The following is a 17,282-nucleotide window of genomic DNA, read 5'->3' as shown; positions in this document are numbered from 1 at the left end:
AGATTATGAAATTCGTAGAAACCATCATAAAACGCCCTTCTGTTATCATTGTGCTATTTGCCGTGTTAGTATTAGGAGGGATTGTATCGTATAATAAGTTGAGTTATGTGTTATTGCCTGAATTTTCGGTAGGAACACTTACCATTACAACGATTTATCCGGGAGCCGCTCCCACAGAAGTGGAGTCGGAAGTAAGTAAAAAGATTGAAGATGCTATTTCAGGGCTTGATAATATTGACATTGTTACTTCAAAATCTTTAGAAAGTGCCTCAATCGTGATTGTTCAATTCAAAGCTGGAACCGATATGGATAAGGCTTTGGAAGATGCACAAAGGGATGTTAATAATGTAATTAGTGATTTGCCAGAGGATGCCAAAACGCCATCACTCTCAAAAATTTCACCGAGCGACCAGCCAATTATGCAATTGTTGGCTACGTCAAGTTTGCCAAATTCAGTTTTTTATCAACAAGTAGAAGATAAGTATTTGCCTGTTCTTCAGCAGATTGAAGGTGTTGCCGAAATCACGATGGTTGGAGGGGAGAAACGTGAAATTCGTGTGAATGTGGATGATGATAAATTGAATTATTATGGTTTATCATTACTCCAAGTAACGCAAGCAATTGGTCAAGCCAACTTAGATTTTCCTACAGGAAAAGTAAAAAGTAAAGCTGAAAACATGACTTTGCGTTTGGCAGGTAAATTTACTTCATTGGATGAAATTCGTAATTTAGTTATTAGCACTCCACCAAACGGAAGCCCAATTCGTGTAGGAGACGTTGCCAATATTACTGATGGTTTAGGTGAAACTGAAAGTATTAGCCGTTATAACGGAACAAATGGAATTGGTTTATTTATCAAAAAACAGTCTGATGCCAATGCCGTAGAAATCAGCAGATTAGTGCAAGAAAAATTAGCTGTTATCGAAAAAGCAAATGCAAAAGATAAGGTAAAATTCGCCATCGCTTTCGACAGCAGTATTTTTACTTTGGCTTCTGTGGAAGCTGTAACGCACGATTTATTTTTAGCGATTATATTGGTGGGTGTGGTAATGCTTTTGTTTTTGCATAGTCTTAGAAATGCCTTTATTGTAATGGTTTCGGTGCCAGCATCCTTAATTTCAGCCTTTTTGTTCATGTTTGTAATGGGCTATTCGCTTAATTTAATGACTTTATTGGCACTTTCCTTAGTAATCGGGATTTTGGTGGATGACTCAATCGTGGTTTTGGAAAATATTCAAAGACACTTAGAAATGGGCAAAAATCGCTGGGAAGCTACTTTAGATGGTATGAGTGAAATTGGTTTTGCCGCTGTCGCTATTACGCTTGTAATTGTGGTGGTTTTCGTGCCAATTACCTTCGTGAGTTCAGTAATTGCCGATTTACTTCGTCAGTTTTCATTAACAGTTGCTTTTGCAACAATGGTCAGTTTATTGGTAAGTTTTACACTTACCCCTTGGATGACCTCACGTTTGGCAAGACTGGAACATTTAGATGCTAAAAATCCTTTCCAAGCATTTTTACTTTGGTTTGAAGGTGGCTTAACTGCTTTGATAAAATGGTATCACGGAAGCTTGGAATGGGTACTTACACACAAGATTGTATTTACTGCTATTTTAGTTTCACTTTTTGTAGCAACAGGTTGGGTGATGTCACTTGGAATTATCGGACAAGAATTCGTAGCACAAGGCGACCAAGGTAAGTTTTTGCTGACAATGAAATTAGATAAAAGTGCCTCGCTACAACAAAACAACTTGAAAGTAAGAGAAGTAGAGAATTTTTTACGCAAGAATCCAGCGGTAAAAACAATTTTCTCAAACGTTGGTGGAGCAAGTACCGGTTTGAATAGTACTGGTCAAGGCGAAACAAATAGAAGTGAGTTGACAGTTGAGTTAGTTCCAGTTGAAGAAAGAGAAAATCATTTAGCAACAGAGAATTTCATGATTGATTTACGTAAAGTATTAGGTCAGAAATTTGCAGGAGTAGAATTTAATTCGTCTATCATAGGTATGGTAAATTCAGGAACTGCTCCGATTGAAATATTTCTTGGAGGAGAGAATCTACAACAATTATTAGTTTCTGCGAAAGATTTAAGTAATCGTTTAAGAGTTACTCCTGGTGCAAATGACGTAAATGTTTCGGTAGATGATGGAAATCCTGAAGTACAAGTACAAGTAAATCGTGAGAAAATGGCTAAATTAGGTCTTGATATTCAGACAGTTGGAGCTACTTTGCAAAATGCTTTTGCTGGTAACGACGACTCTCAGTTCAAGGATGGTTCAGAAGATTATGACATCAGAGTAATGTTAGATGCTTTTGACCGTAAAAATCCTGAAGACGTAAAGAATATCAATTTTTATAGTCCACAAGCCAAACGTCCAGTGCGTTTAGCCGAATTTGCGAATGTATCTTTAAGTACAGGGCCATCAGTTTTAGAAAGAAAAAACAGACGCTCGTCTGTTACAGTAACCGCAAATACTTTAGGAATTGGTTCAGGAACATTAATTGCAACCATCAAAGCTGATTTAATTAAAAATCCACTTCCAGAAGGAGTAACTGTAACTTGGGGTGGCGATGCGAAAAATCAGGATGAAGGTTTTGGTTCATTAGGTTTGGCGATGTTAGCCGCTTTGATTTTGGTGTATTTCATCATGGTATTGTTGTACGATAGCTTCATTTACCCATTAGTTGTATTACTTTCTATTCCAGTTGCCATTATCGGAGCCTTACTTGCTTTGGCACTTTCAAGTTCGAATATTGGGATATTTGCAATGCTAGGAATGTTGATGTTGATGGGTTTAGTTGTGAAAAATGCTATTCTTATTGTTGACTTTGCCAATCAGCAAAAAGCTGAAGGTGTACCTTACAGAAAAGCTATTTTGTATGCAGGAGAAGAACGTCTGAGACCTATCTTAATGACGACGATTGCCATGGTAATTGGTATGATTCCAATTGCTACTGCAACGGGTGCAGGAGCAGAATGGAAGAACTCTTTAGCTTGGGTATTGATTGGTGGTTTAACCAGTTCAATGCTTCTGACAGTCTATCTTGTACCAATGGTATATTATCTAGTAGATAGGACAAAAGAGAGTTGGACTAAGTTTAGAATGAAGTCTTCAAAAGAAGTACCTGCTGTACAACTTGTAGAATAATTTATTTTTTAATTAAACCTTATTATTATTTATTTGTCTAAGTCAGCTGGCATAGTTTTTTTAACATTATGACAAATTAATGTGCTTTACATGAATGAGTTATAATAAGGTTTAATTAGTTTTTTTAATGATGTTCTGCTGTAATGTTTATTTGAAAGTAAAATCATACAAATTTATTTTTACTTAAATATTAACTTTAGTTATATTTTTTCGGATATGTGTTTTATAAATTTGCATGTTCAAAATTGAATTTTAGGTAATCTGAGTATTTTGTATTATTCCATTTTTTAGTAGTTGATTTTTTAGGTCAAAAAAATCTTAATTCAAAGTTTAAAAACTTTGAACCTTTTGAAAGTTTCCATAGTTTATTCCAAATAGGGTAATAATTTATCTAAATACTTTTTTTTAATAATATATAGTTAATGTTATAATTCGAAGAGTTAGGATTATGCCAGTATGCTTTTTTGAAATTTCTTCGTAGCATTTTAAATTTTCAATCTTATGAAAGACATTATTGTACAACCAGCCACAGGCAAACTAGGAATTTTAATGCCAGGGATGGGAGCTGTTGCGACGACTTTTGTTGCTGGCGTTCTTGCGAGTCGCAAGGGGATTGCTCAGCCAACAGGATCTCTAACACAAACAGCCAACATCCGTTTAGGAAAACGCACAGAAAATAGAAATCCAAAGATTAAAGATTTTGTGCCTCTAGCAAATTTGAATGATTTAGTATTTGGAGGATGGGATGTTTATGCTGATAGTATGTACGATGCTGCTGTGAATGCAGGAGTATTGGAAAGAGGGTTAATCGAACAAGTGAAGGATGAACTTGAATTGATTAAACCAATGAAAGCGGTTTTCGATAAGCGTTATGTGAAAAACCTTGATGGCACAAACGTAAAAACTGGCGCAACTAAACAAGATTTAGTAGATGCTTTGATTGAAGATATTGATAATTTCAAAATTGCCAACGACTGCGAACGCCTTGTAATGGTTTGGTGTGGTTCAACTGAAATTTATCATGAAGCTAAAGAAGTACACGCATCTTTAGAAAACTTCGAAGCTGGTCTTTTAAACAACGACCCAGATATTGCTCCTTCAATGATGTATGCTTATGCAGCGTTGAAATCAAATGTTCCTTTCGCAATGGGTGCTCCTAACCTATGTTTGGATATTCCTGCTTTAGAAGAATTAGCAAAATTAACGGAAACGCCAATCGCTGGTAAAGACTTTAAAACTGGACAAACGTTGATGAAAACCATCGTTGCGCCAGGTCTTAGAGCAAGAGCTTTAGGCGTAAGAGGTTGGTTCTCTACAAACATCTTAGGAAACAGAGATGGTTTAGTATTGGATGCTCCTGAGAACTTCAAAACGAAAGAAGTATCTAAAGGAAACGTATTAGACGGAATTTTAGATGCTAGCATCAATCCTGAACTTTATGGCGATATTCACCACAAAGTAAGAATTGAATATTATCCACCACTTGGTGATAACAAAGAAGGTTGGGATAATATCGACATCTTTGGATGGTTGGGTTACCAAATGCAAATCAAAATCAATTTCTTATGTCGTGACTCTATCTTAGCTGCTCCGATTGTACTTGATTTAGCTTTGTTTATGGATCTTGCTAAAAGATCTCAATTCTCAGGTATTCAAGAATGGTTATCTTTCTACTGGAAAGCTCCACAAACATTACCAGAATTAGAACCTATCCATGATATTTTCAAGCAATTGGAAAAATTAGAAAACACACTTCGTTATATCATGGGCGAAGAGTTAATCACCAATCTTGGTATGGATTACTACGAAGATGTTGATGCAGAAGTAGAACTCTAATTTCAGACTCCATAAAAGATGGCTCTTGCTTTAAATATCTCAAGAGCCATTTTTCTATCATGTTGAATTTTCATAAAATCTTTGCTTCCGCACTCGGATTAGGATTTATCCCAAAAGGTTCGGGAACTTTTGGAGCATTGTTAGCTTGTGGTTTGATTGCAGGCATTTTTGGATTGGTGAACGATGTCTTTTATTACCATTCAATCTTAATCCTGTTAACAATCGTATTTACTTTGGTAGGAAGGTGGTCGTCTGCTGTGATGGAAAGCCATTGGGGCGAAGACTCCTCTAAAATCGTAATCGACGAAGTAGCTGGGATGTGTTTAAGTATTTGCTTTATTCCATTTTCATGGCAAAATCTACTCTTAGCATTTATCTTATTCAGATTCTTTGATATTTATAAACCATTCAATATTCGCAGTTTTGAAAAATATAATAATGGATGGGGAGTAATGCTAGACGATGTAATGGCAGGAATTTGGGCAAATGGATGTTTACAGGTTATCATCTTTTTCCTTTAAACCATGTCCAACTTCTTTAAACCTTTTTTTCGCTTTATTCCAGTTTCAGGTCTAGCAACCTTTGTAGATTTTGGGGCATCTTATTTAGTGTTCCACTATTTAAGTTTTTCAAATGTTTGGGCTACCGTATTCGGCAATTTTTTAGGTGGAATCGTAGGTTTTATATTGTCGAGATTTTGGGTTTTTCAAGATTCAAAAACTGAGAAAAGTCGTTGGCAATTAATAAAATATATACTTGTAGCTGCCGGGAATTCATTGATGAATACCCTCGGTGTTTTAGGCCTTAGTAAAGTTATAACAGCAGATTATCTAATCATAAGAGCATTGGTAGGAACGTTCGTATTCGTAGTATATAGTTATGGATTGAACAGATGGTTCGTGTTTAATGCAAGAAATCATGAAAAAATATCTATTTAATAAAATAACAAATCAGAACATTAGTAATACTTTACGAGTGGTTTGTTATTTATTCATCAGCGTCGTTGCGATGACGCCCGTATTTGGACAACAAACTAAAGTAAAAGGGAAAATCATTGACAGTAAAACCAATGAAGCAGTTCCCTTTGTTAACATTATTGTATTGGGTACCAAGCAAGGAATTCAATCGGATATTAATGGTAACTATACCATGGATATTCAAGATAGCCAAGCTACAAAAATCCAATATTCTTCAATAGGCTACAAAACAGAAGTAAAAACTTTCAAAAAAGATATTAGCCAAACTATTTCCATTAAACTTATTCCTCAATCTCAAAATTTATCAGAAATAACGGTAAAAGCCAAAAAAGATAAGTATCGTAATAAAGACAATCCAGCGGTAGTTTTAATTAGAAAGGTAATTGCCCATCGTGATGAAAACCGCAAAGAAGGAATGGCTTTTTATCAATATGAGAAATACGAGAAGATTCAATTAAACCTTAACAATATTGATGAAGATTATAAGAAGAAGAAAGCTTTTAAAAACTTTCAATTTATCTTCGATAATCTTGATACTTCAAAAACAACAGGCAATGTTTCTTTACCACTTTATTTAAAAGAAACTGTTGCTGATGTGTATTTCAGAAAAAATCCACAAGAAGAGAAAGTATATATTAAAGGAGAAAAGAAAATTGGTTTAGACCAATATATTGATAACAACGGTATTGCCTCATACATCAATCGTTTGTACGAAGACATCAATATTTACGATAGCAATATCAGTTTATTGACCAACCAGTTTATTAGCCCGATTTCTAATTTATCACCTACTTTTTATCGTTTTGTTATTTTGGATACACTTCAATTCCAAAATATGAAATGTGTGAATTTAGGTTTTTCACCAAGAAATCCAACAGACTTCGCTTTTGTAGGCAATATGTATATTTCCTTGGATTCTAATTTTTCAGTTAGAAAAGTAAAATTAGGCGTACCAAGAAGTATCAACCTAAACTTCGTGAACGAGCTTTTAGTAGAGCAAGAATTTGCCCCAGTAGAAGATAACAAATTGATGCTTACTAAAGATGAAATTTCAATTGATTTTGGTTTTAGCAAGAAAGAAAACAAAAGAGGAATTTTAGGGAAACGATCGGTTTCCTATCAAAACTATGTTTTAAACAAACCAATTGAAAACAGTATTTTCAAGCCGATTCAAAAGAATATCTTGATGGATATGGCTTTAAACCAAGGCGATGATTTCTGGGCAAATGCGAGGCACCAAGGCTTGAACAATGTAGAACAAGGCATTTACAAAATGGCTGATAGTATCCAACAAGTACCTGCTTTCAAAAGATTGATGACCGTAGCAGGTTTGGTATTGTTTGGTTATAAAGATTTTGGTGATTTTGAGATTGGACCAGCTAACGCATTTTATAGCTTCAACCCTGTTGAAGGCTTCCGTTTACGTTTTGGTGGTAGAACGATGGCAAAATTGAATCCAAAATTATATTTGGAAACTTACGCCGCTTATGGTTTTAAAGACGAACGTTGGAAAGGGTATTTAGGAGCAACCTATAATTTAGGAAAGAATTCGATTTATGAATTTCCAAACCATTATATAAGAGCGTCATATCAAGAAGAAGTAAGGATTCCGGGTCAGGAATTACAGTTTATTCAAGAAGATAACGTGTTACTTTCTTTCAAAAGAGGAGTAAACGATAAAATGACTTATAACAAGATTTTCCGTTTGGATTATCGTCATGAATCTAGAAATGGTATCAGTTATGAATTAGGTTATAAAAATCTAACACAAGAAGCGGCAGGTTCTTTGAAATTTGAAAGATATAATACTTCAATTCCTTCGCCTGATACGCAATTGTATAATGAGAAAGATTTAACAAGTTCTGAAGTATCGGTCAACTTAAAGTTTGCTCCGAACGAGCAATTCTACCAAGGTAAAAACTATAGAATTCCGATTATCAACAAGTATCCGATTTTCCAATTGCGCTATAGTTTAGGCATTGCCAATTTCTTGAAAGGCGATTATAATTATCATAATATTACTTTCAGAGCCAACAAACGTTTCTTTGTTTCGCCTATTGGTTATACAGATATTACGGCAGAAGGAGGAAAAATTTTTGGAACAGTGCCATATCCATTATTGATGATTCACAGAGCTAACCAATCGTATTCTTATCAGTTAGAATCTTATAACTTAATGAACTTTTTGGAATTTGCTTCAGATAAATATGCAGCGATTTTTGTAGATCATTACTTTAATGGTTTTATTTTCAATAAATTACCTTTAATTAAAAAACTAAAGCTTAGAGAAGTAATTACTTTCAAAGGGCTTTGGGGTGGAATAAGTGCTAATAATTTACCAGAGAATAATTTAAGTTTGTATCGTTTTCCACAAGCGGCAGATGGTACTATCTTAACGAATTCATTGGCGAATGGGCCTTATATGGAAGCTAGCGTTGGCGTATCTAATATATTCAAAATCTTTAGAATAGACTTAGTGAAACGTCTTTCATATTTAGATAATCCTAATGTATCTGAGTATGGTATTCGTGGTAGATTTAAGTTTGATTTTTAATGCTAACAAAAATAATCTCATAAAGCTATGTACACATTAAAATCTGCGGGACAACAAGTAATTTATCAAATTATTAATCCCTTTATAAAACTATTAATTGCGTTAAAAGTAACTCCCAATATTATTACAACAGTTGGTTTAGTATTGAATATTGCGGCGGCTGGTATTTTTGTGTATGCCGCTGAAGCATCTTTCAGAGGCGACTTTAGTTATATCGGTTGGGGTGGAGCGATGATTTTATTCGCAGGAGTATTTGATATGATTGACGGAAGGCTGGCTCGTGTAGGCAATATGTCAAGTAAATTTGGTGCTTTTTACGATTCCGTTTTAGACAGATACAGCGAAATGTTTATGTTTCTAGGAATTTGTTATTACCTGATTTCTCATCATTACTTATTCAGTTCGTTTTTCGCATTTTTGGCTTTGATTGGTTCTTCAATGGTAAGTTATACTCGTTCAAGAGCTGAAGGTTTAGGTGTGAAATGTGATATTGGTTGGATGCAACGCCCAGAAAGAATCGTCATCATTGGTGGTTCTGCATTGATATGTGGCATTTTAGCACCAATTATTGGAAATGATTTTAGAATAGAAGGTTTTTCACCACGAATTCCTTGGTTTGAAACTATTTCAATCTTTACAATTCCATTAACTTTGGTAGCAATTTTATCAAATTATACTGCTTTACAAAGAATAGAACATACCAAAAAGGCTTTGGAGGAAAATGGAAAATAGACGATTGCTAAATTACTTTATACTTGGCTTAATATTCACTTTATCAACAAGCTTTTCACCAAGTAACTATCCCAAAGTACCTGATTCACCAGTAAGATTATTTTATATCCAAAGAAGTGCCAACACTAATACCATTGTGTATGATGCAAACTTATTGCCGAATGGGGATTTTGACAAAGAAAATCCTGTAAGCGTATATTGGTTGCGTTATCAAGAACAAGGGCAAAAAAAGGAGCTTACTTGGATTCAGAGTTTCCTTGCTTACGGCATCAGTTCTAAAGAAACTAACCGAGAAAATGATTTTGAGGCTTGGTTAGTTTCTTATAAAAAGAAGAAATTGAGAATCGCTTTTGACAAACACAAAAAGCCATTTGCACAATTAGAAATTAACCACAAACAAGCAAAACTAGACCATGTTTTTGTGAAAACAGAAGGAAGTAACCTTCGTCCTAAAGTACTTTATGTGGAAGTATTTGGCAAAGATTTGAGTACTGGAGATGATATTTATGAAAAAATTAAACCTTAATCGTTTTTGGGCAATAGAAGAGAATCAGAATTTTTTAAGGTTTACCAAGCAAAATATTGTCCTAGCTTTATCCATTTCGGTTATTTACTTTATTTGGTTTAGTCAGGTAGTGCCGTATCGCCCTGAACATTCAACACTTTACTTTTTAATCCTTATTTTATTTTATCTCAATGGGGTAACTCGTAGCTTCGTCAAAGCGATGTTACCCTTTGTCATCTTCTGGATACTGTATGATTCTCTGAGAATTATTCCCAATTATGCCGTTAATCCTGTGCATATCAAACAACCTTATGAGATTGAGAAGTATTTATTCGGAGTAAATGATAATGGTGTAAGACTTACGCTGAATGAGTATTTTACAAAGTATCATACGCCCTTTTTAGATTTACTTTCGGGTCTATTTTATATCAATTGGGTACCAGTACCTTTTTTATTTGGCATTTATGCTTTTTGGAAAGACAAAGCCCTTATTTATAGCTTCACCTACTGTTTCCTTTTTGTAAACCTAATCGGATTTGTGGTTTATTATACTTATCCTGCTGCTCCGCCTTGGTATGTTGCAGAATATGGTTTCATAGAGCATTTTAACATTATGGGAAATGTAGGAAACTTAAAGCATTTTGATGCACTCGTAGGTGCACCAATCTTCAAAGGAATTTATGAGAAGAATGCCAATGTTTTTGCCGCCATGCCTTCATTGCATTCTGCTTATCCTTTGATTGTTTTATACTTTGCAGCCAAGAAAAGAGTAGGATATTTTATTGTATTCTTCGTTATTTTTTGTGTAGGAATATGGTGTTCGGCAGTATATTCAAATCATCATTATGTAATTGATGTATTAGCTGGGATTACTTGTGCTGTTCTTGGAATAGTGTTATTTAACCTTTTTGTTAGAAAACCCATGATTAAGTATATACTACCACTGTAGCGATATTGCGGTGAAAACAAGAATAATAACCTCATCCCCAACCCCTTCTCCTGTTGAGAAGGGGCTTTTTTTGCGTCGAAAGCTCCCCTCTCAACAGGAGAGGGGCAGGGGGTGAGGTTTCAAAACAAAGAAAATCCATCTCCACCTTCCAGCAATAAGTCTAACAAACAAAAAAAAGCTAAATTTAAAAAATGAATAATTGTATTATTTGAAGAAAATAAGCCTATTGTGAACGATATATATAATAATTCCGTTATGTTTGTGTTGTAGAACTAAAATTAAATCATTACAAACATGGAAACTGTAGGTTATTTCGCTGGTATATTAACTACCATCGCCTTCGTGCCACAAGTAATACAGATTTATAAAACTAAATCTGCAAAAGACATCTCTTTAGCAATGTTTCTTTTGTTTACTTTGGGCGTTACTTTTTGGTTAGTATATGGAATTAGTACAAAAGCTGTACCAGTGATTGCTGCCAATGCTATTACCTTAATGCTATCTTTATTAATTCTGTTTTTTAAATATAAATACAGAAAATCAATGTAAAAAACCTTTAAACGACCTTCATAAGAAAGGTGTTTAAAGGTTTTTTTGATTATCCTTTCTCTGCAATAGACGCTGCGATTGTCTCAATAAATCTTTGTCCTAATGCTTTCACGGCAGATAAAGTATCTTTATCAATTATCTCTCCTTCTTGACTAATCTTTGTTCTGATAAATTGTATTAACAAATGCAATTGTTCAATATTTTTTGCTTCAATTACTCTTAATACTTCTAAAAGTGCCTGATGCCCAATTGTTCCATCGGTTGATGCTGTGATTAAAGCTGTAGGTTTTCCTGAAAATTCACCTGAACCTACCGTCCAGTCAATTGCATTTTTTAAACTGCCAGGAATTCCATGTGCATATTCTGGTGTACAAATAATAACGCCATCTGCTTTGTTAATTTGACTTCTAAAATCAGTAACAATACTATCAATATCTTCCGTTTTTGTATCTGGATTAAAATGAGGAAGCTTATCAATCCCATCAAATGTGTTAACAATCAGTGAATCAGCGAATAGACTTGCGAAAGCGTTGATAAGGTGATGATTAGAGGAATTACTTCGGGTACTACCAGAAATGGCTAAAATATTATGTTTAATTTTCATCAGATTAAATGTCTTTTAGACACTGTAAATATTGTTAATGAGCTGTTGTTATAGCCTGATAACAAATTTTTAAGCAATTAATCTCTGAATTTTAATCCTTTTAATACTTTATTGACGGTTTCTGCCATACGTTCTATTCTTGTCTCTTCTTTTTTAGCCCCTAATATCCAATCAATATAGGCTTTTTGTTCACTTTCTGTATATGTCAAAAAGTTTTTTAAGGCTTGAGGTTCATCTTCTAAACAAAGCATCAATTCTTTAGGAATTTCTAGTACATCATTATCAGCAAAGAGTTTTACATGTACCCAATCGCCCTCTTTTTTCCCAATCTTTTTACGGATTTCAGCCCTAACAGGCAAAAAAAGCATCCCATTGCCCATAGGCATTAAACGATAACTTTTCAATTCGAAATCATCAATAAAGCCTTTAACCTTCACCCAACCAAAATGTGAATGTTTATCCTGTAAAACCTCAGGAATAACCGCATAAGTCCATCCACCTTTTCCTGGGAACTTCTCAAGTAAATATTTTTTATCAATTAAAGGCTTTTCCAAGACGCTTGATGGTTAATAAAATTGAACAAATAAAGCTATTAATGAATGTATCAAAAAGCAAATTCAGCAAGGTTAAATAATTTATAGAGAAAAGAACAAAACAAAGCCTACAAATGATAAAACAAGAGCGGGAAGTAATCTTGTGAAGCCCGCTGATGATAAAGCAAGAGTGGGAAAGAATCTTGCAAAGCCCGCTGATGATAAAGCAAGAGTGGGAAAGAATCTTGCAAAGCCCGCTAATGATGAAGGAAGAGCGGGAAATAATCTTGTGAAGTCTGCTAATGATAAAGCAAGAGTGAGAAAGAATCCTGCAAAGCCCGCTAATGATGAAGGAAGAGTGGGAAGTAAATTTGTGAAGCCCGCTAATGATGAAGCAAGAACAGGAAATAATCTTGTGAAGTCCGCTAATAATGAAGGAAGAGTAGGAAGTGAACTTGTGAAGCCCGCTAATGATAAAGCAAGTGTGGGAAAGAATCCTGCAACGTACTCAAATATTTTTGAAATGATGGGAAAATATTTTGTGAAGCACGCTAATGATTGAGCAAAGATAGCAAAGAGTTTTGTGAAGCACTCAAATGTTTTTGAAATTACGGGAAAATATTTTGTGAAGCCCGCTAATGATGGAGCAAAGACAGGAAAGAATCCTGCAAAGCACTCAAATGTTTTTGTAAAAAGCTTAGGTACTTCTAAAATAGTGCCAAAAGAAATTGAAAAAATAGCTAATAAAGATTGATTGAGCCATAAGTGGATTGGCGTTAAAGTAATGAGAGTAAAGATAAGTTTAGGGTATAGCAAAATGCCTCAATTAAGCCAGAAAACACAATAACTAGCCTTATAAATTTATCACAAGATAAAAATAAAATACCGTTTAATAAGTTTTTGAAAATGAATTAGTTGAAGGTTTGGGAAATGTAAGGGAAAATGGTAGTTTGTGGAGTGAATTGATTAGAGAGTTTTTAAGGTAACTAATAGATTTTAATAGAAGGAAAATAATTTGAAACGTCTGCCATTGTTCGTGTCTCACGAACAAAAAATGGTAAGAGATTTAATAGATTTAGAAAATAGAAGAAGGAGTACTTTACTTTCATGTAATAGTGGGCTGCTACCAATTATAAAAACAACACATAAAATGGGAATTTTAGATTTTATTTTCGGTAAATCGACAAAAATTAATAATGACTTTTTTGGAACAATGCTTTTTCTAATAGACAAAAAAGACCCTCTTAAAAGTTATTATGAATGCAGACGATATTTTACACCTACTGACAAGATTATAGAAATTGGAATTAAAGGAAATGAAACTGGACCAACGCAAAAACAAATTGACTTTTTCAAAAGTATTGAAACTAATTATTCCGTAATAACTAAATCAATTACACCATTAATTGAGGACGAATTTGGAAATTGGAAAGAAGGTTTTAAAATAGAAAATTTTCAAAATGAGTTTGAAGCAGTTTATTTGGGACTTCCAAGATGTGAAGACAAACCAATAATTTGGGAGATTGCTTTTGAAACAGACCACGACAGAAATCATACGTTTACGTTGACAATGTCTGACTTTGATGCTAAAGAAATTTTAATTGATGGTTAAATTATCTTACTTGTTCAAGTGTTAAGTAAAGCTTCCCCACTAGTCTATACAATGAATATCAAACTACCGAACAAACTAAAAACAAAATTAAAGCGACTAGCATATTATCAAATTGCTGGTGGGATAATAGGTATTGTTTTGACAATTTACCTAATAGCACAAACTGTTACAATAACAGGACTTGTATTGCTAATTTATTTGTTAGCAGTCGGACTTTACTCATTTTCAATTTATTGTGGACGGCTTTTGCTGAAAGGAGAATATGAACTAGGATTGAAACTATCAACTATCAATCAGTCTTTACAAATATTTAGTTTTGCATTAATGGGTTTCGCCTTCAAATTTGTAGCAGGGCTTTATCTTGGAGTTGGTATTGATTACACCAATGATTTTAAATTTGATACCAGATTCTCGTTTTCAGGATTTCAAATCAACATAAATACTGACAAAGAACTAATAACCTTGGGTTTTAACTTCTTTGCTGTTTATCTAGTTCAATATATCATGCGAATAAAAGAGGAAATAGAGGAAAAGAAACTTTTACAGTCAGCTCAAATCCATACAGAGGAATCATCAATGGACTAGAACATGATTTTTGTCGTTATTCGTGTCTCACGAACAACTAAGTGGAAAGCGGTCTAATTGTTTGTGAAGACATAAACAGTGGTAAGAGGTTTGAGCCACATTAATGAGTGAATTTTTCAATACCTAATACAGAATGTGATGGAAATTAAAAAAACTATAATGCTAATTCTACTAACTACATATACTGTAATTGGGCAGCATACACAGCTAGATACCCTCCAACAATTTCAAGGGCATTGGGTTTTTAAGATGGCAGTAAATCCAGATTTTACAAAAGAGGAATTAGCGAAAACTTATCCAGAACAAGGACATAAAATTCATATACAAGGAACTAGAGTTTATGGAAACTTTATGGGAATGTATGAAAACCTTAGTCTCAACATAGCTACCTTAGAAAGTAATGGAGGTAACTGTTTTATATGTGCAACAGATAAAAGAGATTCTATTGCTTTGCAAAAATCAGGAGTTTATCCTCAGCCATGGATGGGGATTTATCAATTTCGCTCACCAAGACTGCCTTTGCCTTACCTTTCTCTTCAGCTTTTGTTAACACAAAAATATTTGAAAGTCGGAATTGACCAAACAATGTTTTTATTGGAAAGAGATAAATCGGAATATCTTTTTTGTAAAGAAGATAATGTCAATTTGAATACTACACCCAATGTACCTTCATTTAATTCCCTAAAAAAGGATGAAGAAGTAGAGGTTTTATTTCGACGGAAAGGGTGGGTGAAAGTTCGCTATTGGGGAAAAGCATTATTAGAAGGTTGGGTTAAAGCTGAACAGCTTACAAATAAAAGTGCTGAACCAACTTACTGGAATATTAAAAAAACATAATTCATGAAAAACACCTTATAATATTCTTACTTTTTGTGTTTTGTATAAGCCAAAGCAAAGCACAAACAGATTCATTACCAGATTTACCCCAGTTGGTGGTAAAAGACACTTCTATGATTGCCTTTATCAAAAGCTCTATCAAGTATTTCAAAAAAGAAGGAGATATACTTGAGGGGGTATATATGATAAGTAACACTTTATACCTAACTAAGGATAGAAAAATAAAGTATCAACATTGATGTGGTGTTAAGTAGAATTTATGGGGAAGCTATTTTTATTACCCCCAAACTTTAAAGTAAGAATAATTTCGACATTATTAACGCAACATGAAAAACAAAACAATTCTATCATTAGTGATATTTCTATCATTTATTTCAAGTATCGCTATCAATGCTCAAATAGGAAAGTTTGAAATGACAATCAAAGACTCGGTAAGAACAGAGGCTTTGAGAAAATATTTAGGAACTTTAAATCACAGCACTAATTTAGTTAACGGGAAATTTATAGTTGTACTAAGAGAGGAAGAGCATTCTTTGAAAAAAGATAGTTTACTCAATCATTGTTTTTCATTATATACTACGCCGACTAATTACTACAAGTACTCAGGGAATCCTTTGGCTGGGTACTTTTATTTAGACGGTGTTTTATTTATTGTAGAGTTGAATTCTCACTTTTTGAAAGGAAGTAGTGGAGTACTGGAAGAGATAGATAAGGTAGTTGGAAATATCCTAGAGGAATATGTACCTACTAGGTCTGTACCTGCTCCAGAGGTTATTGTCAATGGTAAGAGTATCAAAGAAATACGTATTTACGGAGACCCCAAGATTAGCAATAACCGTGAAATAGTATTCTATCGTAATGGTAAATACCAAATTTATAATATGCAATAGATGGGAGTCATCTGCAACAGGGCTTAGTAACAAGCCTACGACTCGCTGGGGGATATAAAGTTATTGCTAAAATAAAATTATGAAGATTCAAGTATATATAATTTTTTTGCTGACTAGCATTAATGCCTTTTCACAGATAAAACTAGATTCTATTCCCAATGCTTCAAACGCAAGAATTGTTGATACCTTATTCATGGATATTAATAATGACAAATTAGAGGATGTTTTATTAGTATTGAAATACAAATCTTATAAAAACAATCCTGTTCCTGCGGGAGAAGTAGCTCGAAGTTTGGCTTTGTATGTGAACAAAGGCAATAATTACTATCAATTTCAAGCTATCAATAAAAAACTTTTATCGCTAACATATAATCTAATCAAATCAATTGATAATAATACATTTCTTGTAATCAATGAACCAACTAAGCAAGATTGGAACCGATATTATAGTTATTTTACTTATGCCGAAGAGAACCATGAGTGGTTGCTTAGTAAGCAAGAGGTTTATAGAGCTTATTATGAAAAAGGGGAGGATTTTGAGCGTAAAAAATTAGTTCGTCAAATACTTTATCCTACCAAAGAACGCATACCTTTTTCGGAAGCAAGTTTTGAAAAACTATTCGGAGATTTACGAAATGTAGTATATAAAGAAGTTTTATATGCGCATGTTCAAGTGCCTAAAGCATACATATACCAAAGTAGAGATGTGAAAACTAAAAAATATCTTGTTAAAGGTGATGCAGCTAGAGTCGTTAATGAGGAAGGGAAATATGTTCAGATTATATTTTATCCTGACCCTAAAATAACTAAAATTAATAAAATAGAAGGGTGGCTAAGGAAAGAAGATATAGTAGGCTTCCCTTTAATCTTGTAAATATTTAATAATCAATATATTACCAATAAAATAACCCCGGGAAAGTGTCAATACTGGCAATTTTCGGGGTTTTTCTGTATTTTGTTTCTGCTAAAA

Annotated in this window: 18 protein-coding genes; 16 read left to right on the top strand and 2 right to left on the bottom strand. The window is 33.8% G+C overall.

The genetic code is table 11. The features are described 5' to 3' along the window. The first annotated feature begins 5 nt into the window (after positions 1-5). From VB776_RS20540 to VB776_RS20500, 9 genes are all read left to right on the top strand, one after another. On the top strand, positions 6-3,149 hold the full coding sequence (locus VB776_RS20540) for an efflux RND transporter permease subunit (protein WP_323698745.1): 3,144 nt from the start codon (positions 6-8) through the stop codon (positions 3,147-3,149). Between the two features lie 501 nt (positions 3,150-3,650). Further along, positions 3,651-4,985 carry an inositol-3-phosphate synthase gene (locus VB776_RS20535; protein WP_323698744.1) on the top strand — a complete coding sequence of 445 codons (1,335 nt, stop codon included), beginning with the start codon at positions 3,651-3,653 and terminating at the stop codon, positions 4,983-4,985. Between the two features lie 59 nt (positions 4,986-5,044). After that, entirely contained in the window at positions 5,045-5,506 is a 462-nt protein-coding gene (locus tag VB776_RS20530) for a phosphatidylglycerophosphatase A family protein (RefSeq protein ID WP_323698743.1), read from the top strand. Positions 5,507-5,509: 3 nt separating this feature from the next. Then, positions 5,510-5,923: a GtrA family protein gene (locus tag VB776_RS20525; protein WP_323698742.1), complete on the top strand. Its 414-nt coding sequence runs from the start codon at positions 5,510-5,512 to the stop codon at positions 5,921-5,923. Beyond that, positions 5,904-8,516, top strand: a complete 2,613-nt coding sequence (locus VB776_RS20520) for a DUF5686 and carboxypeptidase-like regulatory domain-containing protein (protein WP_323698741.1) — start codon at positions 5,904-5,906, stop codon at positions 8,514-8,516. The genes VB776_RS20525 and VB776_RS20520 overlap by 20 nt, the downstream gene beginning before the upstream one ends. A 27-nt stretch (positions 8,517-8,543) precedes the next feature. Beyond that, the gene (locus tag VB776_RS20515) at positions 8,544-9,248 is read left to right on the top strand and encodes a CDP-alcohol phosphatidyltransferase family protein (protein ID WP_323698740.1); all 705 of its coding nucleotides are present in this window, start codon (positions 8,544-8,546) and stop codon (positions 9,246-9,248) included. Then, positions 9,238-9,774, top strand: coding sequence for a DUF4833 domain-containing protein (locus VB776_RS20510; RefSeq protein ID WP_323698739.1), 537 nt, complete (start codon positions 9,238-9,240; stop codon positions 9,772-9,774). The genes VB776_RS20515 and VB776_RS20510 overlap by 11 nt, the downstream gene beginning before the upstream one ends. Then, positions 9,755-10,702, top strand: coding sequence for a phosphatase PAP2 family protein (locus VB776_RS20505; protein ID WP_323698738.1), 948 nt, complete (start codon positions 9,755-9,757; stop codon positions 10,700-10,702). The genes VB776_RS20510 and VB776_RS20505 overlap by 20 nt, the downstream gene beginning before the upstream one ends. A gap of 294 nt (positions 10,703-10,996) precedes the next feature. Beyond that, on the top strand, positions 10,997-11,251 hold the full coding sequence (locus tag VB776_RS20500; RefSeq protein WP_323698737.1) for a SemiSWEET transporter: 255 nt from the start codon (positions 10,997-10,999) through the stop codon (positions 11,249-11,251). 49 nt (positions 11,252-11,300) lie between these two features. Here VB776_RS20500 and VB776_RS20495 read toward each other — a convergent pair whose 3' ends face one another. Together VB776_RS20495 and VB776_RS20490 are read right to left on the bottom strand one after the other, a co-directional pair. Beyond that, a complete protein-coding gene (locus VB776_RS20495) occupies positions 11,301-11,855 on the bottom strand; it encodes an NADPH-dependent FMN reductase (RefSeq protein WP_323698736.1) in 555 nt (184 codons plus the stop codon). A 77-nt stretch (positions 11,856-11,932) separates the two neighbouring features. Beyond that, complete coding sequence (locus VB776_RS20490; protein ID WP_323698735.1) at positions 11,933-12,409, bottom strand: YdeI/OmpD-associated family protein; 477 nt, start codon at positions 12,407-12,409, stop codon at positions 11,933-11,935. Between the two features lie 142 nt (positions 12,410-12,551). Between VB776_RS20490 and VB776_RS20485 the strand changes: the two genes are divergently transcribed. From VB776_RS20485 to VB776_RS20455, 7 genes are all read left to right on the top strand, one after another. Next, complete coding sequence (locus VB776_RS20485) at positions 12,552-12,950, top strand: hypothetical protein (protein WP_323698734.1); 399 nt, start codon at positions 12,552-12,554, stop codon at positions 12,948-12,950. Positions 12,951-12,971: 21 nt separating this feature from the next. Further along, a complete protein-coding gene (locus VB776_RS20480; protein ID WP_323698733.1) occupies positions 12,972-13,142 on the top strand; it encodes a hypothetical protein in 171 nt (56 codons plus the stop codon). A 396-nt stretch (positions 13,143-13,538) separates the two neighbouring features. Beyond that, on the top strand, positions 13,539-14,000 hold the full coding sequence (locus VB776_RS20475; RefSeq protein WP_323698732.1) for a hypothetical protein: 462 nt from the start codon (positions 13,539-13,541) through the stop codon (positions 13,998-14,000). A gap of 51 nt (positions 14,001-14,051) precedes the next feature. Beyond that, the gene (locus VB776_RS20470; RefSeq protein WP_323698731.1) at positions 14,052-14,585 is read left to right on the top strand and encodes a hypothetical protein; all 534 of its coding nucleotides are present in this window, start codon (positions 14,052-14,054) and stop codon (positions 14,583-14,585) included. 138 nt (positions 14,586-14,723) lie between these two features. Next, complete coding sequence (locus VB776_RS20465; RefSeq protein ID WP_323698730.1) at positions 14,724-15,422, top strand: SH3 domain-containing protein; 699 nt, start codon at positions 14,724-14,726, stop codon at positions 15,420-15,422. A 413-nt stretch (positions 15,423-15,835) separates the two neighbouring features. Next, entirely contained in the window at positions 15,836-16,312 is a 477-nt protein-coding gene (locus tag VB776_RS20460) for a hypothetical protein (RefSeq protein ID WP_323698729.1), read from the top strand. Between the two features lie 79 nt (positions 16,313-16,391). Then, positions 16,392-17,186 (top strand): hypothetical protein, encoded by a 795-nt coding sequence (locus VB776_RS20455; RefSeq protein WP_323698728.1) that lies wholly within the window; start codon positions 16,392-16,394, stop codon positions 17,184-17,186. Positions 17,187-17,282: the final 96 nt, after the last annotated feature.

It is taken from the genome of Arcicella gelida, assembly GCF_034931025.1.
In the GTDB taxonomy this organism is placed as follows: Bacteria; Bacteroidota; Bacteroidia; order Cytophagales; family Spirosomataceae; genus Arcicella; species Arcicella gelida.
Note: the sequence above shows the minus strand (reverse complement) of the source record. Positions and strands in the feature narration are given on the sequence as shown.

Excerpts from the sequence above, each read along its gene's own strand:
- VB776_RS20500 (WP_323698737.1), top strand. The coding sequence starts at position 10,997 with ATGGAAACTGTAGGTTATTTCGCTGGTATATTAACTACCATCGCCTTC.
- VB776_RS20530 (WP_323698743.1), top strand. The coding sequence starts at position 5,045 with ATGTTGAATTTTCATAAAATCTTTGCTTCCGCACTCGGATTAGGATTT.
- VB776_RS20510 (WP_323698739.1), top strand. The coding sequence starts at position 9,238 with ATGGAAAATAGACGATTGCTAAATTACTTTATACTTGGCTTAATATTC.
- VB776_RS20465 (WP_323698730.1), top strand. The coding sequence starts at position 14,724 with ATGGAAATTAAAAAAACTATAATGCTAATTCTACTAACTACATATACT.
- VB776_RS20475 (WP_323698732.1), top strand. The coding sequence starts at position 13,539 with ATGGGAATTTTAGATTTTATTTTCGGTAAATCGACAAAAATTAATAAT.
- VB776_RS20460 (WP_323698729.1), top strand. The coding sequence starts at position 15,836 with ATGACAATCAAAGACTCGGTAAGAACAGAGGCTTTGAGAAAATATTTA.
- VB776_RS20540 (WP_323698745.1), top strand. The coding sequence starts at position 6 with ATGAAATTCGTAGAAACCATCATAAAACGCCCTTCTGTTATCATTGTG.
- VB776_RS20495 (WP_323698736.1), bottom strand. The coding sequence starts at position 11,855 with ATGAAAATTAAACATAATATTTTAGCCATTTCTGGTAGTACCCGAAGT.
- VB776_RS20470 (WP_323698731.1), top strand. The coding sequence starts at position 14,052 with ATGAATATCAAACTACCGAACAAACTAAAAACAAAATTAAAGCGACTA.
- VB776_RS20455 (WP_323698728.1), top strand. The coding sequence starts at position 16,392 with ATGAAGATTCAAGTATATATAATTTTTTTGCTGACTAGCATTAATGCC.
- VB776_RS20515 (WP_323698740.1), top strand. The coding sequence starts at position 8,544 with ATGTACACATTAAAATCTGCGGGACAACAAGTAATTTATCAAATTATT.
- VB776_RS20505 (WP_323698738.1), top strand. The coding sequence starts at position 9,755 with ATGAAAAAATTAAACCTTAATCGTTTTTGGGCAATAGAAGAGAATCAG.
- VB776_RS20535 (WP_323698744.1), top strand. The coding sequence starts at position 3,651 with ATGAAAGACATTATTGTACAACCAGCCACAGGCAAACTAGGAATTTTA.
- VB776_RS20520 (WP_323698741.1), top strand. The coding sequence starts at position 5,904 with ATGAAAAAATATCTATTTAATAAAATAACAAATCAGAACATTAGTAAT.
- VB776_RS20525 (WP_323698742.1), top strand. The coding sequence starts at position 5,510 with ATGTCCAACTTCTTTAAACCTTTTTTTCGCTTTATTCCAGTTTCAGGT.